The following is a 20,696-nucleotide window of genomic DNA, read 5'->3' on the forward strand; positions in this document are numbered from 1 at the left end:
TGGGTTTATGACCATTCACAATGTCCTATTTTAAATCATGATTCATCCCATCGACTCATTGTAAAGAATGACATTCTGAGTTCTATACGCTAAATTTCTGAGTTGGTAAATCTGCCTATAAAACTTGATTCTCCTGACTTCTGACTCCTGACTCCTGAATTCTTCTTTATTGTCTTCAAAATATAATTAAGGAATATTAATAATGAATTATTCTGAAGTAAACGAATTAGAAATTTTAGAATTTCTCTTAGAAGAAGAAGGAATTGAATTAAATTTCAACCAATCCTCGATCTCGCGGTACGGACGAACACAAGTCCCTGCTTCTTTTCAACAAAGACGTTTGTGGTTTCTTTACGAGCTAGAACCAACCTCTTCAGCTTATAATATATCTTCTATTTTTCGTCTACAGGGTTCGTTAGAAGTGCAAGTTTTGAAACAAGCATTTCAACAATTGCAGCAGCGACACGAAAGTCTTCGTACAACTTTTGTAGTAATCGATGGTGAACCGTGGCAATATATTCATGCTGAAGTGTTAACTGAGCTAGAAATCGAAGACTGGAGCAAGCTACCTGAAACCGAAATTGAAAAGCAAATCCCTAAAATAGCCGCTTCTGAAGCAGGATATTCGTTTGATCTCAAAGAGGGAGCACTGTTTCGAGCTAGACTTTTTCAACTGGAACCAGAAGAACATTTGCTGAGCCTAACACTCCATCATATTATTGCTGATGCATGGTCTCTTGGTGTTCTTCTCGAAGAACTTGCTCTCATATACGAGTTGCTCCTCAAAAAAGATCAAGTTTCACTCCCAGAATTAAGGATCCAATACTCCGATTATTCTATTTGGCAGCAAGAGAAAATAGCTGAGTCAGTTTGGGAAGAACATCTTGTTTACTGGAAAAAACAACTGGCTCAATTACCAATACTCGAATTTCCCACTGATTTTCCTCGACCTTCTTTACAATCATTTCGAGGTGATCTGGTTCAGTTTACAATACCATCAGAATTGACAAATGCGATCCGCCGCTTTAGCCAGAAAGAGAATGTGTCTCTTTTTACCACTCTCATGGCTGCTTTTCAAACTCTCTTGGCACGTTATTCAGGTCAAGAGGATGTGAGTGTCGGTACTTCCATCGCCAATCGTCAAGGAATTGATACGGAAAGACTAATAGGTTTTTTTGTAAATACCTTAGTCATTCGCACTGATTTATCTGGAGAACCGAGTTTTCGGACTTTGGTCAGCAGAGTTAACAAAACAGTCCTTGGAGCATTTGAACATAGTGAAGTTTCTTTTGAGACATTAGTCGAGTACCTACAAATAGAGCGCGATACCAGTCGTAATCCTTTATTTCAGATCGCTTTTACCCTATTAAATGCTCCTAAACCTAAGTTTGAGCGAGATAATTTAGAAATAACTTCTATAGCTAGTCAAAATGCTGCTCGTTTTGATTTAGAACTTTTTATTACCGAAGAAGACGAGAATTTAAGCGCTGTTTTATCTTATAACACAGATTTATTTACACGAGAGACAGCAGTACGCATTACTCGTCACTTCTGCGAATTAGTAAAAAATTTACTAGCTCAGCCAGATGCACCAGTTTATCGCTTACCAATACTGCTTCCTGAAGAGCAAGTACCTTCCGCACCCCGTGAGCATTTTGTTGTAGATTACTGTCTTAATCAAGCTTTCAACCAACAAGTATATTTACATCCAGATCATCAAGCTGTTAGTTTTGAAAACCAATCTTTAACTTACAAACGATTAAATGAAAAAGCCAATCAATGGGCTCGTTATCTGATTGATCATGGTGCGAAACCAGAAGTGAGAGTGGGATTGTTGGTCAATCGCTCTCTAGAAATGGTAATCGCTATCCTAGCTATTCTCAAAGCTGGTGCTGCTTACGTTCCAATCGATCCCCAATCCCCTCAAGAGCGTATTGCCTATATTTTAGAAGATAGCGGTGTATCGTTTTTGCTAACTCAGGTGGAGTTTGCATCACAAGTTGTATCCCACCAGACACCTTCGATTTTCTTGGAAAATTGCCAGGAAGAGATATCCAGAAAGCAATCTACTGATCCGAGTATAGTTCTTAATCCAGATAATGCTGCTTATGTTATTTATACTTCTGGTTCTACAGGAAAACCCAAGGGTGTGATCGTCACTCATCACAATGTGGTGCGCCTGATGTTGGCAACGCAAAAATGGTATAACTTTAACGAAAAAGATATCTGGACTTTATTCCACTCTTGTGCTTTCGATTTTTCTGTGTGGGAAATTTGGGGCGCTCTTTTCTTTGGCGGACATTTAATTGTCGTTCCTTATTCAGTGACGCGATCGCCAGAGGAATTTTACCATTTACTCTGCGACAAGGGCGTCACAGTTTTAAATCAAACCCCTTCTGCTTTTCGCCAGCTAATTGAAGCTGAAGAAGTGCTTTGTCGAGAAAGTGAAGTTAACTTGCGTTTTGTGATTTTTGGTGGAGAAGCACTAGATTTATCAAGTCTCAAACCCTGGTTTGATCGTCATAGCGACGATTTTCCCCTTCTGGTCAATATGTACGGAATCACTGAAACCACGGTTCACGTTACCTATCGTCCCATTCGTTGGCGTGATGTCAAAAAAGCTACGGGTAGCATTATTGGTGAGCCAATTCCAGATCTTTGCGTTTATCTTCTTGATCGCTATGGTCAACCAGTTCCTACGGGGGTTACAGGAGAAATTTACGTAGGTGGTGAGGGAGTTAGTCGGGGTTATTTAAATCGACCGGATTTAACTGCTGAGCGCATGGTACCAAACCCAGCTGGTTCCGAAGGTCGTCTCTACAAGACTGGGGATTTGGGCAAATATCTTGCTAACGGAGAATTAGAATATTTAGGACGCAACGACCATCAAGTTAAAATTCGTGGTTTCCGCATTGAATTAGGGGAAATAGAAACACTTCTACAGACTCATCCTGGAGTTCGACATAGTTGCGTCATTCCTTGGGCGCAAAATCAAGATGATGTGAGGTTAATCGCTTACATAGTACCTCAAACAGACCCAGCTAAAACCCCAGGATACGAAAATTTAATTACAGAACAAATCCAAGAATGGCAATATACTTTTAACGAAACTTATCGCAGTAGCGAAACTGAACTCGATGCAGCATTTAACATTGTAGGTTGGAATAGCAGTTATGATGGCAAACCTATTCCAGCGGAAGAAATGCGCCAGTGGCTCGACAATACTTTAGCTCAGATAAGATCCCTAAAACCAAGTAAAGTGTTGGAAATTGGCTGTGGTACGGGTATGATTCTCCTAAATATTGCTGCTGAGGTTGATACTTACTGGGCTACGGACTTTTCCTCAGAAGCGATCGCTAGGTTACGAAAAATCCTGCACCAACGTCAATGGGATCAAGTTCACTTACAACAACAAGAAGCAAATAATTTTAGTGGTCTTCCTCAGTCATACTTCGACACGATTGTTATCAATTCAGTCGCTCAATATTTCCCTTCCCTAGAGTACTTGCAGCAGGTAATTGCTGGAGCGTTGGATTTACTAGCTCCAGGAGGAAGTATATTTATCGGTGATAATCGCCACTTATTATTATTAGATTGCTTTTATAGTAGTGTTGCTTTTGCTCAACTAGTAGATGATACAAAGCGAGAAGATTTTCAACAAAAAGTACAAGTAATTGCTGAGAATGAAAACGAATTAACTCTCGATCCGATTTTCTTTGCTGATTTACCCCAAACTTTTCCTGCTATAGCTGGAGTAGAAATTTACTTAAAACGGGAAAAGACAAATAATGAAATGACTAAGTACCGTTATGATGTAGTGTTGCATAAGCAAGGAGATAATAAAGATCCGATCAATCCTATTTGGTTTGATTGGCAGAGTGAAAATTGCCAATTGAGCGATGTGCGCGATCGCTTATCACAAGAACAAAGCTTTGCTATTGGTTGGTGTGGTGTTCCCAATGGTCAGTTGTTGCGAGACAAAAAAATTTGGCATTGGTATCGGGATGTAGAAGATTGCGCTACGGTAGGGGAGTTGCGCAATTTGCTAGACCGCAATAATGATATGGGGGTAGTTCCTGGCGACTTTTACGATCTGGCTGTAGAAACTGGTTGTGAAGTCATTATTACTTATTCTGCTAATGGTGATCCTAGTTATTTTGACGTTTTATTTTATACAAAAATCGACGGAGTGAAAAAACGTCGCTGCCCGTTTATCATGCCTCTAGTAGCAAGAAATAGTAGCGATCGCTCTAGTTATTACCTCAATCCGCTCAAAGGACGTTTTGCTAAAGCATTGATCAACGGGCTAAAGGATCGAGCCAGCAAGCAACTTCCCGAATATATGAGACCTGGCGCTTATATGCTTTTAGATCGCTTACCCATAACCTCTAACGGGAAATTAGATCGTCGTTCTTTACCCTTACCAAATCTAAGCAGAGCTATTTCGCAGAAATCTTTTGTTGATCCACAGACTTCAACTCAAAACATTTTGTGTCTGGTGTGGAGAAGTGTTCTTGGTCTGGATCATCTCGGTATTACAGACAATTTTTTTGAATTAGGGGGTCACTCCTTATTAGCTACCAAGCTAGTTTCTCGGATTCGAGAACAATTCAATATAGTTTTACCTTTGCGAGCCATTTTTGAGCATCCTACGGTTATCGAGCTAGCAGAAGAGGTAGATAAGCTGTTACTTCAGAGAGATCAACACAAAGATTTAGCAAAATATGAGATCTCGCAGGTTAAAAACCGCGATAACTTACCTCTTTCTTTTGCACAACAAAGACTATGGTTTCTCAATCAACTCGAACCTGATAACCCTGCATACAATATTGTAGTGGGCTTTCGTCTTCATGGGATTTTGGATGAAGAAGCACTATCAGCTAGCTTGCAAGAAATCGTCACCCGTCATGAAGTCTTGCGGACAAATTTCGATCAGGACGATCAAGGTAATCCGGTGCAGGTCATTCACCCATCTGCTGAAATTACTTTAAATCTCACCGATTTAAGTGATTTGCTTGAATCTGAGCGAGAAGAAAAGCTTATGCAAGCTGTGAATCAAACCTTGGTAACGCCATTTAACCTTAAAACTGATCCTTTGTTGCGGGTTTATCTCTATCGATTAGGTGAGCAGACTTATGTATTAGTAGCAGTCATGCACCACATTGTTTCGGACGCTTGGTCGTTTGGAATTGTAGTTAAGGAATTAACTCTGCTATATGACGCTTTTTGTCGAGGAGATAAATCACCTTTGCTTCCTCTAACTCTACAGTATGGTGATTTTGCCTTTTGGCAGAGGACTGTTTTTGAGCGAGAAGAACTACCAAAACAATTAGCGTATTGGCAAGAAGAACTAAGCACAGAAGTAGAACCTTTAAACTTGCCTACTGATTTTCCTCGTCCCGCGATCGTAACTTATGAAGGACGATCTGTATCTTTTACGATCAACAGAGATCACTACTTGCGCTTCAAACAACTATGTGAATCTCAAGGTGTTACCTTATTCATGGGATTATTAACAGTATGGAAAGTGCTGTTAATGCGTTATTCTGGACAACATGATATTTTAGTCGGCACTCCGATTGCCAATCGAAATCGGCGAGAGGTTGAAGATCTAATCGGATTTTTTGTCAACACATTAGTAATACGTACCGATCTCAGTGGTAATCCTTCTTTTGTCACTTTGCTAAAAAAAGTTAAAGAGAAAACTTTACAAGCTTATGCGCATCAGGATTTACCTTTTGAAAAATTGGTCGAAACTCTGCAACCAGAACGAAATCTAAGCCATAGTCCTATATTTCAGGTAATGTTCGTCTTGCAGAACGCTCCATCGAGCAACTTAGAATTGGCTGATTTAGAATTTATCCCCCTAGAACTAGAACAAGTTACAGCCAAGTTCGATTTTTCCTTACAGATAACGGAAACAGAAACAGGTCTTCAAGGACTTTGGGAATATAAAACCGATTTGTTTGAAGAAGCAACCATTAATAGAATGATTGGTCATTTCCAAAATTTGCTCTCAGCAGTGATTGAAACTCCAGAACTAGGGATTTGTCAATTACCCTTAATCAGCACCTTTGAGCGACATCAACTGCTAGTAGAGTGGAATGATACCTTGGTGGACTATCCTCAGAGCCATTGTATCCATCAGTTGTTTGAAGCCCAAGTGGAATCCACCCCCGATGCTGTAGCAGTGATTTTTGAGAACGAGCAACTGACTTATCGTGAGTTGAACACCCGTGCCAATCACTTAGCCCATTATCTCCAAACTTTAGGTGTTAAACCTGAGGTATTGGTGGGCATTTTTGTGGAACGTTCCATTCACATGGTAGTGGGATTACTTGGTATTCTCAAGGCAGGTGGGGCTTATGTACCTCTCGACCCGGAGTATCCTCAAGAGCGTTTGGCTTTTATATTGGAGGATGCGACCGTTTCTGTGTTGTTGACTCAGCAGCATCTTGTTGCAAAGCTACCTGAGCATAAAGCTCACCTTGTGTATTTAGATTCTGAGGCTCAGGAGTTTGCGCAAACGAGCGAACTTCCTAATCCTTGTGGTGTAGAACCGTCAAATTTAGCTTATGTTATTTATACTTCTGGTTCAACTGGGAAGCCTAAAGGCGCGATGAATACCCATCAGGGTGTTTGTAATCGTCTGCTTTGGATGCAGGATACTTATAAACTTAGCAGCGGCGATCGCGTTCTGCAAAAAACTCCCTTCAGCTTTGATGTTTCGGTGTGGGAATTCTTCTTACCACTACTAGCAGGAGCTTGTTTAGTAGTTGCTAAACCAGAAGGACATAAAGATATTGCTTACTTAGTGGAGATCATTACCCAACAACAAATTACGACTATACATTTTGTTCCTTCAATGCTACAAGTTTTTCTAGAAGACGAGAGTGTAAAACGTTGTCATTCTCTAAAACAGGTTATATGTAGTGGTGAAGCACTCCCTAGAAAACTTCAAGAACATTTCTTTAGCTGTCTAGAATGTAAATTACATAACCTTTATGGGCCAACAGAAGCAGCAATTGATGTTACATACTGGCAGTGTGAACGTGAAAGCCGTTTGAGAATGGTTCCGATTGGTCGACCGATCTCTAACACGCAGATTTACATACTTGACCAATACTTACAGCCTATCCCAATTGGTATACCAGGAGAGCTACACATTGGGGGTGTAGGATTGGCACGAGGCTATCTTAACCGATCAGAACTAACCCAAGAAAAATTTATCCCAAATCCTTTTAAAGAGAGCGGGGAGCAGCCCCTTTTGGGAAGTCAAAAGTTAACCTATGCTTCTTCTGAGCGGCTTTACAAAACTGGTGATTTAGCTAGATATTTACCTGATGGTAACATAGAATTCCTCGGTCGCCTTGACGACCAGATCAAGATTCGGGGTTTCCGCATCGAGCTAAGGGAAATTGAATTTGCTCTAAATAGCTACGACGATGTAGAGCAGTCCATTGTGATTGCTCACGAAGATAACCCCAGCGACAAGTATTTAGTAGCTTATGTAGTGACTGAGCATGAGATTAATATCAACGCTCTTAAGAATCACCTCAAACAACAGTTGCCAAATTACATGGTACCTTCTCTCTTTGTGCAACTAAAAACTTTACCTTTGAATACTAACGGTAAAGTTAACAGAAAAGCATTACCTGCCCCTACGTTAAATAAACTTGTACATTCAGAAAACTGCATTCTACCCCGCACTAAACTAGAACATCAATTAGCGAAAATTTGGGAAGTAGTACTTAAAATCAAGCCTATTAGCGTCACCGATAATTTCTTTGAATTAGGTGGATATTCTTTATTAGCAATCATTTTAGTTAACGAAATAGAAAAGGAGCTAGGTTATACACTTCCTGTATTAAAACTTTTTGAAGAAAGAACTATAGAAAAAATAGCATTGTACCTAGAGAACTATCGAGATTCATCTGATCATGATATCTTGATTCCGTTACAAATAAAAGGAAATAAAACACCATTGTTTTTAGTACACCCAGCAGGTGGTTATGGTTTAATTTATTCATTCTTAGCAAATAAATTAGATCAAAACCAACCAGTTTATGCATTACAATCTCAAGGTCTAGATGGCAAGCAACAGCCTTTAAGCAGCATCAAATCTATGGCTTCTGCTTATATAAAAGTCATGCGAGAAATACAACCATTTGGTTCTTACTTAATTGGGGGTTATTCTTTAGGCGGATTAATAGCCTTTGAAATCGCTTCTCAATTAGAATCAGTAGGTGAAAGTGTACAAAATCTCCTGATAATCGATACTCACCCTCCTGATAGGGAGATAATTGTAGAGGATGAAATTCTTTCACTCATTATATTTGTAACAGAAGTTGGGCTTCACTTTAATGTAAAAATTGAACTTGATTATGAAGAAATTGCAGTTTTGAATGAAGCAGAAAGATTAGAGCATGTGTTGCAAATATTTCAACACCATCAACTTGTTCCTCCTAATTCAGGCAGAAATCTAGTTTCTGGAGCAATTAACGTTCATAAGGCTAATTCTCAAGCAAGTCTTGGTTATCAACCCAAACCAATTAATACTCCTATCTCCTTATTTAAAACTGAAGGATTAGCACAAAAGTTTCCAAACAATCCTACGTTAGGCTGGGAAGAATTAACTAGCAAACAGGTGTATGTTCGAACAGTAAAAGGTATCCATGAAGAGCTTTTACGAGAACCCTCAGTCACCGAACTTGGCGCAGCCATCCAAGAAATTTTATAAATTAGGGATGCAATACTGCTCAGTTAAGCCGAAAATTTAAATTTAATGTAGGTTGGGTTGAGGAACGTAGACGCTCCTGGCGGCTTCCCGTTCGCGCAGCGTCTCCGATAGGAGAAGGGTAACCCAACATTTATAAGGATTTGTTGGGTTTCGCTGTCGCTCTACCCAACCTACGATTTTCCCTAACCGAGCAGTATTGACCAGGTATGAAGACCCGCTCTCTATTAGAAAAAAATTATTAAGCTTGGATTTCTCAGTTGTCAGAAATCCAGGTAAATATCAGAGGTAAAATTCCCATCAACTGAATATTTAACGATGGTTTATGCTAAAAACAATCAAAAATTGTAATTGCTATACCCAAGATATTGAACTAGCTTTAGATATAGTATCAGATTGGGCTATAAATCCTGTAATAAAAAGAAAGTTCCAAAAATTACAGCAAGAAGTAGAAATTTTAGAAAAACAAATAAAAATGCGAAACCCTAAAATATCAGATCAAAAATAAACGAGAGTAATATTTGTATTTCATGAATTATTTATAACTCGACAAAAAGATTTTTCAAAAATCCTTAAGGAGGACTTGATATGAAGTTAGAAGATGTTCACGCTATAGTTACCGGTGCTGCTAGTGGTATTGGACGTTGTATTGCTATTGAACTAGCACGTGCAGGAGCTTTAGTAGTTGGTGGTGATATAGACTTGGATGGGTTAAAAGAACTTGAAAGAGAAAGTGCTGGGCTATCTGGCAAGATTTTTGGAATTAAGTTAGATGTAGCTAACGAGTTGATAGTAAAAAATTCTGTTGAAGAAGCTTTTTCTAAATTGGGTTATGCCAATGTTTTAGTTAATAATGCTGGTATCCTGCGAGATGGTTTACTAATCACTCGTGATGAAGAAGGTTGGTCACGCAAGTTACCAACTGCACAGTGGAAAAAAGTTATGGACGTAAATTTATTTGGCCCGTTTTTTATGGCTCGTGAATTTGCTGCTATTGTAACTGAGCAAAATATTGCTCCTGGTTTAATCGTCAATATTTCCTCCATAACTCGCTCCGGTAATCCTGGACAGTCCAACTACAGTGCTTCTAAAGCTGGTCTTGATGCTCTCACTCGCACTTGGGGTTTAGAACTAGCTCCGTCGGGACTGCGAGTTGCAGGTATTGCTCCTGGATTAACTGAAACACCAATTTTAAATTATGTATCTCCAGAAGCACAAGCAGAAATAATCGCTAAAATTCCTTTGGGTCGCATGGCAAAACCTTATGAAATCTGGCTCGCTATGCGTTTTATTATCGAGTGTGACTACTTTACTGCTAGCACTATTGAAGTTAATGGAGGAGCTATGTTTTAATCTTCTGTATGCGAAATTTATTAATCCCTATACCTAAATTTATTTAGTTTCAGCATTTTAGATTTGACAGTATTCTAAAACGTGTGAGCATAAAGGCATTAAGCCGATTAATAAGTTAAGCAATCAATTTTAGTTATTTGGCTTAACTTAAATTAACAAAAATATTGCTATTTATTCGTGAATTGCACTAAGGAGAAATGAGTGATGAGTAACCAAAAAGAGATGTTGGCTGAAGGGTTGAATAAGCGTTTCGAGTTAGAAAAGCAGGTAATTTTAAAAGCGTGGGAAGATGAAGCTTTCCGTCAAGATTTGTTGTCAAATCCAGCAGCAGCTTGTGCAAAAGCTCTCAACCAGGAATTACCAGAAGGATTTTCTATAGAAGTGATTCAGGAAACTCCTGGGACTGTTAAATTAGTACTACCTGCTTTTCCATCCCAAGTTAGCGCTGATACAGAATTAACTAGCGAAGCTCTAGAAGGTGTTTCTGGAGGTTCTGTGAAGACTATTAGTTTCATCAACAAAACTGTGACTTATTTACTCGGTTAGCATTTACGGAATAGACGAATACTGACGAATTGATGAAGGGTGCGTTATAGCTTAGAGTGACGACCCCTTCTTCTTCCTTAAGAAAATACTCTGCACCTTTTTTCTTGTGTGATAGTTATTCTCTAAGCCATCTTATAAGGAAAAACTACTCTTCTAGAGGTATAAATATGCAAGTTAAAGATATAACTTTATATAGAAAAATTTCTTTGAAAATTTACAACAAAATTGAAGAAATTATCAAAAATAAACAAAATAATGAAACTTTTTGTATCGAAAATATATCTCATGGTGAATTAGAAAAACTAGTTACAAATATCAGTCATCTCAAGCGCTTTAGAGAAAAATTGGAAGCTAACCCAAGTTTTAGAGAGCAATTTTTAGCAGATCCTGATAAGACTATTGAGAGCAGCAACCTAAGTATTGAGTCATCAGATATTGATTTCCTATGGCAAGATATGATGGCGCACAAAGAAGCTGAATACTTACCTACTTTACCTTCAGAACGCTATCTAAAACTTTTTAAGGAAGAAAATTGTGATGTCGTAACTTTAGCAGACTCAAGTAGTAATCCTTATTTTAAGGCATGGCGATCGCGTCAGATAGCGCGTTGTACAAGCCAAATGCCAAAGCCAATTAGTGATGGTATTGTACACGCTAGTGTCAGTTTTGAACTTAGTAAAGGGTGTTCAGTTGGATGCTGGTTTTGTGGTGTTTCAGCACCTCGTCTTGGAGATATTTTTACGTATTCTCCAGAAAATGCAAAGTTATGGCGTGAAATTCTAGAACTGTTTCAAGATCTCTATGGAGCCGCTGCAAAGTCTGGTTTTTGCTATTGGGCAACTGATCCATTTGACAACCCAGACTATGAAAGATTCTGTATTGACTTCTACAATATCTTAGGCGTTTTTCCTTCAACTACAACTGCTCAAGCATTAAAAGATCCTACACGTACGCGAAACTTACTAAAGCTCTGTTTGGAAAAAGGGTTCGTAAAGAATCGCTTCTCGATTCTTTCTTTAAAAATTTTGGATCAGTTGTACAAGGAATTTACTCCGGAAGAACTCACTTTTGTTGACCTCGCGCTTCAAAACCCTGAAAACATTTTTCCTAAGGCTAGTGCTGGTCGTGCACGCGAGCGGGATCTTAAGAAATTTGAAAAAAGCCAAGAACCGTTAAAAGATGCTGACCAGAAAACTAATGCTTGTGTCAGTGGTTTTTTGTTGAATCTTGTAGAACGAAGTGTGAAACTAATTAGTCCTTGTAATGCTGATGAATATTGGCCTAATGGTTATTATATCTACGAAGAAGGACACTTTGATAATATTGACGACTTGAAGATGATTTTGCAAGGGATGACTGCACGTCACATGACACTGACTGTCAGAGATAGCGATCGCATGAGTTTCCGACGGGATCTTGAGTATCAAAGCCTCTCAGATGGCTTTCAAGTTTCAACCAAATATAAAATTCATACATTTCGGAGTGAGATATACCTCAAATATCTAGGAGAAATCATTCATAAGGGAGATAAAACTGTTGCAGAAATTATCCCAATGTTTAGCATGTTTGGAATTCCCAAAAATTACATTTTAGATTCTCTAAATATCATGTTTAATGATGGTGTTTTAGATGCTGAACCAATATCAAATGGTGTGCAATTTTAGTTATGGTTGATAGCTTAAAAGAATCTTTAAAAGTTGTTACTCCCTACCTTAACCACAATTTAGTTTCTCCTAAAGCTATCTCCCGTATTAACGAGATTGCAAATTTTCTCCCTGCTATGCCAGTAGTATCGGATGTTCTACTTGAATGCCACTTAAATGGAAATGATCCAAGGGTAGATATCTCTACTGGTTTTCACGATGGTGATGTCATCGTCAAACATAGAAGTGTTATAGAAAATCTGTGTCAGGATACATTCACTACGGATGTATGGCTTCGTATTATTAATTTTTGCACTCATTGGATTGAATCGAAATCTTTTCTACAAAGCAGTTTAAATAGTTGCTGGCTGGAATTTGATGCGGATAGTACTCTAAATACAATTCCAGTTCCTAGTTTTTTTATAGGTACAAAAATTATTAAAGAAAAAAATGATAACTTATACAATCATGAGAAAACAATCGAAGACATTTTAGATTTACTACTTAATAATAATCTTTCAAAGAGATTAAAGTATAATGTTTTCTCGTGTTTCAATTTATTACCTAAAGGAGGAAAAATCGCTAATATTGGCATCATGTTTCCACGGGAATCAGAACGTAATACAGTGCGCCTTTGTATGGGAGGTCTTACTGGTGATCAAATAGTAAAATATCTACATGATATCAACTGGATAGGCTCCATCAGCGAAATACAAGCGATGATCGCTGACTTGTCTAATATAGTAGACGTCATCCATCTTAACTTTGCTATAGGGGATGGTGTTTTACCCAAGATTGGCTTGGAATGTCAGGTGAAAACCCAAAATCTAATTCAGACAAAATGGAATACTATTTTAGATTACCTTGTGAGCCAGCAGTTATGTAACCCTGAGCAGCAAAGTTCTCTCCTCGATTGGATTGGATACTCCTACGAAAATTCCAACCAAGATTTTTGGCCCAATGATCTTGTTAAAGTATCAGGTTTTTTGGCTCCTAGTTTCAGGAGTGTTTTCTGGAGAGAAATTAATCACGTTAAGCTTGTATACCAACCTCATCAACCTGTGGAGGCAAAAGTATATTTAAGATTCGATCATTGTTGGTTATCTCCTACTACGCTTATAGCAATGATGGAGCATAACTAGTAGTCATTATATTTTATTAGTACACACGAGGACAAGCAAAAGAGGAGTTATACCCAGCTAAAGAAGTTTTTTGCCTGCAACATGCTGTTCAATAGGAGCAATACTGGAGGAATTTTCGGACGTTACAACTAAGTTAAGTTAACTGAGTTAAGATTAACTTATTATATTTAGTTGAACCAAGAGGTTTCTTACAGATAATGAACCTAGAAGAAGTTATCAAAACTATAGACGCAGTGGTTTTTACCAAGACGGGTAGACATCTGAGCGAGGTAGAAATTATTTTGCTGCAAGGAACTTGGCAAGGACAGACTTATGAGCAGATGGTAGAAAATTGTCACTATAGTCTAGCGTACATGAAACAAGCTGCTGGGCCTAGGCTTTGGAAGCTACTTTCAGGTGTGTTAGGAGAAGACATAAGTAAAGCAAATTTTCGTGGAGTGTTTGAGCGGCGCTCGCCTATTGCGGGTCAACCTATATTATCTTCTACAGAACCAAAACAGAGTTGGGGTGACTCTCCTCATGTTTCTGTTTTTTATGGTCGTACTCAAGAACTCGTAACTCTCAAGCAGTGGATTGTGCAAGAACGCTGTCGTCTTGTAGCAATTGTAGGCTTAGGTGGAATTGGTAAAACGACATTGGCTTTACGTTGTGCCAAAGAGATACAAGATGAATTTGAATTTGTTATATGGCGATCGCTACGTAATGCCCCTCCTTTATCAGTACTGTTAGCAGACTTGCTGCAATTCTTTTCACCTCAAGCATTTAAGTATTCGTCAGTAGATGTCAATGATGGAGTTTCACAACTGATTGAATATTTACGGTTGTCACGTTCTTTACTGATCCTGGATAATTTAGAAACAATTTTACGTAGTGGGGATATTGTCGGGTACTATCGCAAAGAATACAAGGATTATAGAGAGTTACTGCAACGCATAGGTGAGACACATCATCAAAGCTGCTTGTTGCTGACTAGTTTAGAAAAACCGAGAGAAATTACCGCATTAGAAGGAAAAACCTTACCTGTTCGCTCATTACAATTAATGGGTTTACAGGAAGATGCACAGGAAATATTTAGAGAAAAAAATCTCTCGGAAACAGATAAATGGGCAGATCTTATTCAACTTTATCGCGGTAATCCATTAGCCTTAAAAATAGTTACTGCTTCAATTAAAGAGTTGTTTGGTGGAAATGTTTCAGAATTTCTTAAACAGAAGACAGTAGTTTTCGGTGATATTCGGGATATTTTGGAAGAACAGCTTGAACGCTTATCCAATATAGAACAAGAAATATTATACTGGATAGCAATTACATGTCACCCAGTTTCGCTCTCTGAATTACGGAGGAATATTTTATCAAGTGTATCACAATCAGAATTAATAGAATCACTAGAGTCACTCTTGAGGCGATCTCTTATTCAAAGAGATACAGAACCCCAATATGAAGCTCATTTCACCTTTCAGCAAATGGTGATCAGAGATTATATTATAGAACAATTTACAAAACAGATCTGTGAAGAAATCCAAGCAATATTTAAGCAGCAGAAAAAAGTAGAAAATATAGAATTTCTTAGAAACTATGCTTTACTTGAAAATCAGGAGGAGAAAAATGTAGAAATTGAACAACTGCAAAATCATTTAATTCTTATACCAATTAAAGATATGTTGTGCAAAATTTACAAAGATGAAAAACTTATTGATGAACAGCTAAGTAACATCTTATCGCTTCTGCAGGATAAATCACCCCTAGCTGTTGGATATGCTGGAGAAAATATAAAAAATTTGCTCCGACAACTGCGAGCAGATTTGGAAAATAACCAAGTTTATTCTAATTTCTAATTAGAGCGTCAGTTCCTTTCATTTTAAAGATATATTAAAATTTTTTTAAACACCACAACATGAGCTACTGTATTAACCCCTGGTGTGGCGAGCGTGATAACTCGGATCATCTAGAGTATTGCCAAGCTTGTGGTTCTAGTTTACTTATCAATGAGCGTTATCGGATTATTAAACCGCTACGAGAACTAGACGAACAACACCCTACTGAAGTTTTTGAGATAGACAATTGTGGCACACGAAAAGTCTTGAAGGTTCTTATAAGTAACCGCCGCAGGTTGGTTGAACTGTTTCAGCAAGAAGCACAAGTCATGCAACGGCTGATTCATTCAGGAATTCCGCGTGTAGATAATTACTTTGTTTTTTCACCAAACAATGGGCCTAAAGATTTACATTGTTTGATAATGGAGCATATTATTGGGCAAAATTTAGCTGAGTATTTAGCAGAGAATGGTCCAATTTCTGAAGAACTAGCAATTAACTGGCTCAAACAGATATTTGAGATTCTCAATTGTGTACATCAAGAGCAATTGTTACACCGAGATATCAAGCCTACTAACATTATGCTTCGACCTAATGGACAGCTTGTTTTGCTCGATTTTGGCACAGTTAGAGAGTTGACCACTACATATGTCGAAAAATTAAAACGGCACGAAATTACAAACGTTTATTCCCACGGATACACAGCTCCGGAGCAAATAAATGGTCAAGCTGTTATAGAATCAGATTTCTTTGGCATTGGACGTACCTTTGTCCATTTACTCACAGGTATCCATCCAAATGATTTACCTAAAAATTCTGAAACTTGCCAAATTATCTGGCAAGATAAAGCACCACAACTGTCAACAAGGTTGGCAGATTTGATTAATCGGCTTATAGCTATCCAGCCAAAGGATCGACCTCATAATATTAAGGAGCTTTTGGTTTTATTAGATGATGTTCGAGGTTTCTGTGCAATAAGGAAGCAAGTGACTGCACAGAACGAAGACAGTAAAACAGGGTTTTATTCCACCTGGCGCAAATTTATTTATCAAGGTCAACAGATTTTTTCTTCACGGCGTAGTCTTGCTACAATTTTTATGACAAGTGTAGTAACTACATCCTTAGTCATGGGAGTGCAATACTTAGGTATATTCCAACTACCTGAGTTATGGACTTTCGATCGGTTGCTAAGACTCAGACCCCAAGAAAGAGCAGATCCACGCCTGTTAATAATAGAAATTACTGAAGCAGATATTCGACAGCAGCAACAGAGAGACGGTTCTCTATCAGATAACACGCTCATTCAACTTTTGGATAAACTCAATAGACTGGAACCAAGAGTTATTGGCATAGATATTTATTTAGATTTTCTCGGAAGATCAAAAAGTCAAGAAGCTGTTACTCGTCTACAGCAACAGAAGAATCTTATTACTGTTTGTAAAAGCAGCGACGCTGAATTTGACCCTTACGGTGTTTTACCTGCACCTGGAGTTCCGTTAGAGCGAGTGGGCTTTAGTGATTTTATAGAAGATGCTGATGGAGTTTTGCGTCGTCATTTGCTGGCTTTTTCTCCAAACCCTGCATCTCCCTGCACTGCACCTTATTCGTTTAATGTTATACTAGCATTTAATTACCTGGCTGCTGAGGGGATCTTTCCAAAATTCACTCCAGAAGGCGATTTACAGCTTGGTACTGTCATCTTTCAACGTTTACAAGCTCGTGGTGGCTATCAAAAAGCTGATACTAGGGGTAACCAAATATTACTTAATTATCGATCCTCGTATTCTCCTCAATCTATTGCTGAGCGAGTCACTCTGACTCAAGTCCTGAATAATCAAATCAATGCCAATTCAGTGAAGGATAAGATTGTTATTATTGGTTCTACTGCCACCAGTACTGCTGATTATTGGGTAACGCCATACGGTGGTAATTTTACCCAAAAAATGCCAGGGGTTATTATTCAAGCACAGATGGTCAGTCAAATCCTCAGTGCAGTTCTGGATAATAGACCTTTGTTACGTTTATGGAGTGGTTGGTATGAAGTTTTTTGGATTTTCAGTTGGTCTACGGTAGCAAGTATCCTCACCTGGCGATCGCGTCGACTATCACATTTAGGATTGTTTGTTGTGATTGGATTAGGCGCTTTATGTTGGAGCTGTTTCTATCTGTTAGTTACAAGTGTTTGGGTACCATTAATTCCAGCAGCGATCGCTTTAGTAACAAGCAGCGGAATTGTCTGGTTTGTTAAACGTAACATTTCCTTACCCACTCGCTAAAGAAGGCTTTTGATAAATTAAGCCGATATTGGAATTGAAATTATAAATTCAGTTCCCTCACACGGTTGTGAATTGACAGTGAGAGTACCACCGTGTTTTTTAATAATAGAATAACTTACAAATAATCCTAAACCTTTAGCAGTACCAACAAGCTTAATCGTGAAAAATGGTTCAAATATCCGTTCTTGTAGATCAAGCGGAATAAAGCTACCTGTATTAAATATTCCAATTCGTATTTGATGATGATCAATCACTTCAGTCCGAATCCGAATTACAGGATTTTCGTTGTTTTCAGGATGCTCTTGAATTGCATCAATGGCATGATTGAAGTTTTACCAGTTTTCTTGAGATCCTCCACGGTTAAGATAAATGGGTGTGCGGGTGATACTTCATTATCTCGATAAGCACCCAGTTTTGCTTCTGGAATCATGTCACTGAGAAATTCATATTGCCTACGGGTTAGGTTACTGGGGTATGCTTTACTCATGTTCCTCTCTCAGTGCTGTCTATTATCTATTCAGAGCATATACTGAGAGAGCTTTTTTACAAACTAACCAACTTTTCAAACATCCTCTTAACTTGTGACAAATATCACCGAATGGTTGAAATCACAGAAATTTAATTTGAGACTCGACACACATACATTTACTTATACCAGTTTTATATAAAGACGCATAAGAATCCCCACCGTATAGCAGCACCTCCCCTTGCCAAGGGGAGGTTAGGAGGGGATATACGCATCGATACGCGGAAAATATTGTTAAACAAATTATTAGTAGTAATGTAAGTAATGTCGCGGAAAATAATGGATTAACCGATGAAGAAGTTAGTTCGATGCTTGAAGATGTAGCTAAAAATGTGTTGCCAATAAACCTGAATAATTTGAGAAGGTTAGGAATCGATGAAATAAGTTTAGTAAAAGGGCAAGGAAAATTTATTGTTGTACTTGTAGATATAGATTCAGGGAAATTAATAGGGTTAGTAAAAGAAAGAAAACAAATTGAAATACAAAATGTTATGAAAAAATGGGGAGAAGAAATTTTAGAACGAATAGAAGAAGTTAGTATCGACCTAACCGGAAATTATAAAAGTTTAGTCGATAAGATTTGCCCAAATGCTGTCGTAACGGTCGATAGGTTCAATGTTACCAAAATAATACATGAAGAATTAAATCAAGCTAGAATAGCAGAAAAGAAAACAGCATTAGAGTTAAACATTGAGGATAGGAAAAAAGTTTTTGATAGTTTAAAAGGTAATAAATATACAATTTTAAAAGCAGAAGATAAGCTGACAGATAAACAAAAAATAAAATTATATACAATCAGAGAAGCATCTCCTTTAATAGCAATAATGCATTCATTGAAAGAAGAATTTCGCAATTTATTTGATACGAGTGAAGATTCAGGAACAGGAATATTAAGGCTACTCAATTGGTTAGAAAAAGCAGAACCTTATTATCAAAAAAGTGTTAAGACGATTAAGCGGTGGTTTGGAGAAATAGCCGGATATTTTGAAAGAAAAACTACTAATGGGGTAGTAGAAGGAATTAATAATAAATTGAAGCTAATAAAACGAAATGGATTTGGCTTCAGAAATTTTCGCAATTTTGAAATTAGAGCTTTACTTTCTTGGCATTATGATATTAATTTAGCACGTTAAGTACGCAAGAGCCAGTTTTTGAAGGCGATTATTGAAAATATTACCGATGGGATTGTTGTTTGTGATGCGAGTGGCAAACTGATTTTATTTAACAAAGCAACTGAAGAATTTCATGGCTTACCAGTGAAATCATTGCCACCAGAACAATGGGCAGAACATTTCTCACTCTATCAAGCAGATGGGCAGACACTTCTATCAACAACGGAAATACCATTGTTGCGAGCCTTACAAGGGGAAATCGTCGAAAATACCGAAATGCTGATTGCACCAAACCAGGGTTCTCGAAGGAGTTTGTTAGCCAGTGGACAAGCAATCTTCGATCCCTGGGGTAACAAAGTTGGTGCGGTTGTTGTGATGCGAGATATTAGCGATCGCAAACAAGCTGAACTTGCCTTGCAGCAAAAATCCCAAGAATTAGAACAAGCATTACAAGACTTGCAACAAGCCCAATTACAAATGGTGCAAACTGAAAAAATGTCAGCATTGGGTAACTTAGTCGCTGGTGTCGCCCACGAAATGAATAATCCTTTAGGCTTTATTGCAGCAACTGTTCAACAAGCTAAACCCACCTTTGCTGATATTATCGAACATTTGAAAATCTATCAAAAAACTTTAAGCGATAAGACTGAAGAAATCCTCGACCACGAGTCAGAGATTGATTTGGAATATACCATAGAAGACCTGCCTAAAATGCTGGATTCTATGACAATGGCGTGTGATAGATTAAAAAATATCAGCACCTCTCTACGCACTTTCTCCCGTGCTGACAGAGATTACAAAGTACCATTTAATCTTCACGAAGGTATTGATAGTACAATTTTAATTCTCAAACATCGTCTCAAAGCTAATGAACAACGTCCGGCTATTGAAGTAGTAACTAACTACGGTGATTTACCCCAAGTTCAATGTTTTCCTGGGCAACTAAATCAGGTATTTATGAATATTTTGGCAAATGCCATTGACGCATTAGATGAATCGAACCACGGACGTAATTTTCAGGAAATTCAAGCTCATCCTAACTCTATTACTATTACCACATCAATAGTAGATAAATCCGTTAAAATTTCCATTGTTGATAATGGTAAAGGGATGAGTGTAGAAATACAACAAAAGATTTTTGACCATTTATTTACTACCAAGGGAGTCGGTAAAGGTACGGGATTAGGATTAGCGATCATCCGTCAAATAGTCGAAGAAAAACACGGTGGTAAAATCACAGTTAATTCTGTTCTGGGTGAGGGGACAGAGTTTATCATTTCTCTTCCTATGTAGACTGAAAAATAGGTGGTGGCGATCGCGCAGCGGCGGCAACAGCCTCGCCCCGTCAGGACTCATCCCACTGTTGGAGCATTGCTCCCACGCAAATGCGCCGTTTCATACTTCGCGGCGAAGTAGCGACGGTTGGTTGCGCTCACACCATCGTCCTGGAGCACGAGGCACCCGGAGTCGTGTAAATTTCTGATTTTATTGATAATAATTATTGATAAATTGATGAGATCTGAGCAGAGGCTAGCATTTTTATCTGG

Annotated in this window: 10 protein-coding genes and 2 pseudogenes; 10 read left to right on the plus strand and 2 right to left on the minus strand. The window is 38.2% G+C overall.

The genetic code is table 11. The annotated features are described in order from the left end of the window. Positions 1 to 202 precede the first annotated feature (202 nt). The 8 genes from G4P69_RS08145 to G4P69_RS08180 all read left to right on the plus strand — a co-directional run bounded on the left by G4P69_RS08145 (position 203) and on the right by G4P69_RS08180 (position 17,511). Entirely contained in the window at positions 203 to 8,740 is an 8,538-nt protein-coding gene (locus G4P69_RS08145; RefSeq protein WP_243902305.1) for a non-ribosomal peptide synthetase, read from the plus strand. Between the two features lie 322 nt (positions 8,741 to 9,062). After that, on the plus strand, positions 9,063 to 9,245 hold the full coding sequence (locus G4P69_RS08150) for a hypothetical protein (protein WP_208340918.1): 183 nt from the start codon (positions 9,063 to 9,065) through the stop codon (positions 9,243 to 9,245). A gap of 80 nt (positions 9,246 to 9,325) precedes the next feature. Further along, positions 9,326 to 10,090, plus strand: coding sequence for an SDR family NAD(P)-dependent oxidoreductase (locus tag G4P69_RS08155; RefSeq protein WP_208340916.1), 765 nt, complete (start codon positions 9,326 to 9,328; stop codon positions 10,088 to 10,090). 204 nt (positions 10,091 to 10,294) lie between these two features. Further along, positions 10,295 to 10,636 carry an NHLP leader peptide family RiPP precursor gene (locus tag G4P69_RS08160; protein ID WP_208340914.1) on the plus strand — a complete coding sequence of 114 codons (342 nt, stop codon included), beginning with the start codon at positions 10,295 to 10,297 and terminating at the stop codon, positions 10,634 to 10,636. 167 nt (positions 10,637 to 10,803) lie between these two features. Continuing rightward, a complete protein-coding gene (locus G4P69_RS08165; protein WP_208340912.1) occupies positions 10,804 to 12,300 on the plus strand; it encodes a radical SAM family RiPP maturation amino acid epimerase in 1,497 nt (498 codons plus the stop codon). A gap of 2 nt (positions 12,301 to 12,302) precedes the next feature. Continuing rightward, positions 12,303 to 13,421: a hypothetical protein gene (locus G4P69_RS08170; RefSeq protein WP_208349272.1), complete on the plus strand. Its 1,119-nt coding sequence runs from the start codon at positions 12,303 to 12,305 to the stop codon at positions 13,419 to 13,421. A 197-nt stretch (positions 13,422 to 13,618) separates the two neighbouring features. Next, positions 13,619 to 15,256, plus strand: coding sequence for an NB-ARC domain-containing protein (locus tag G4P69_RS08175; protein WP_208340908.1), 1,638 nt, complete (start codon positions 13,619 to 13,621; stop codon positions 15,254 to 15,256). A 59-nt stretch (positions 15,257 to 15,315) separates the two neighbouring features. Further along, positions 15,316 to 17,511, plus strand: a complete 2,196-nt coding sequence (locus G4P69_RS08180; protein ID WP_208349273.1) for a CHASE2 domain-containing protein — start codon at positions 15,316 to 15,318, stop codon at positions 17,509 to 17,511. Between the two features lie 17 nt (positions 17,512 to 17,528). On the opposite strand, the gene G4P69_RS08185 is transcribed toward G4P69_RS08180, so the two are convergent. Together G4P69_RS08185 and G4P69_RS39065 are read right to left on the minus strand one after the other, a co-directional pair. Further along, the gene (locus G4P69_RS08185; RefSeq protein ID WP_208346643.1) at positions 17,529 to 17,828 is read right to left on the minus strand and encodes a sensor histidine kinase; all 300 of its coding nucleotides are present in this window, start codon (positions 17,826 to 17,828) and stop codon (positions 17,529 to 17,531) included. After that, positions 17,783 to 17,998: a hypothetical protein gene (locus G4P69_RS39065; protein ID WP_243902836.1), complete on the minus strand. Its 216-nt coding sequence runs from the start codon at positions 17,996 to 17,998 to the stop codon at positions 17,783 to 17,785. The genes G4P69_RS08185 and G4P69_RS39065 overlap by 46 nt, the downstream gene beginning before the upstream one ends. A gap of 233 nt (positions 17,999 to 18,231) precedes the next feature. On the opposite strand from G4P69_RS39065, the pseudogene G4P69_RS08195 reads away from it, so the two are divergent. Together G4P69_RS08195 and G4P69_RS08200 are read left to right on the plus strand one after the other, a co-directional pair. Beyond that, positions 18,232 to 19,170 (plus strand): annotated as a pseudogene (locus tag G4P69_RS08195) (ISL3 family transposase); the annotation flags it as partial. A gap of 18 nt (positions 19,171 to 19,188) precedes the next feature. Then, positions 19,189 to 20,442 (plus strand): annotated as a pseudogene (locus tag G4P69_RS08200) (ATP-binding protein); the annotation flags it as partial. Between the last annotated feature and the right edge of the window lie 254 nt (positions 20,443 to 20,696).

Source organism: Aetokthonos hydrillicola CCALA 1050 (genome assembly GCF_017591665.1).
Classification (GTDB): Bacteria; Cyanobacteriota; Cyanobacteriia; order Cyanobacteriales; family Nostocaceae; genus Aetokthonos; species Aetokthonos hydrillicola.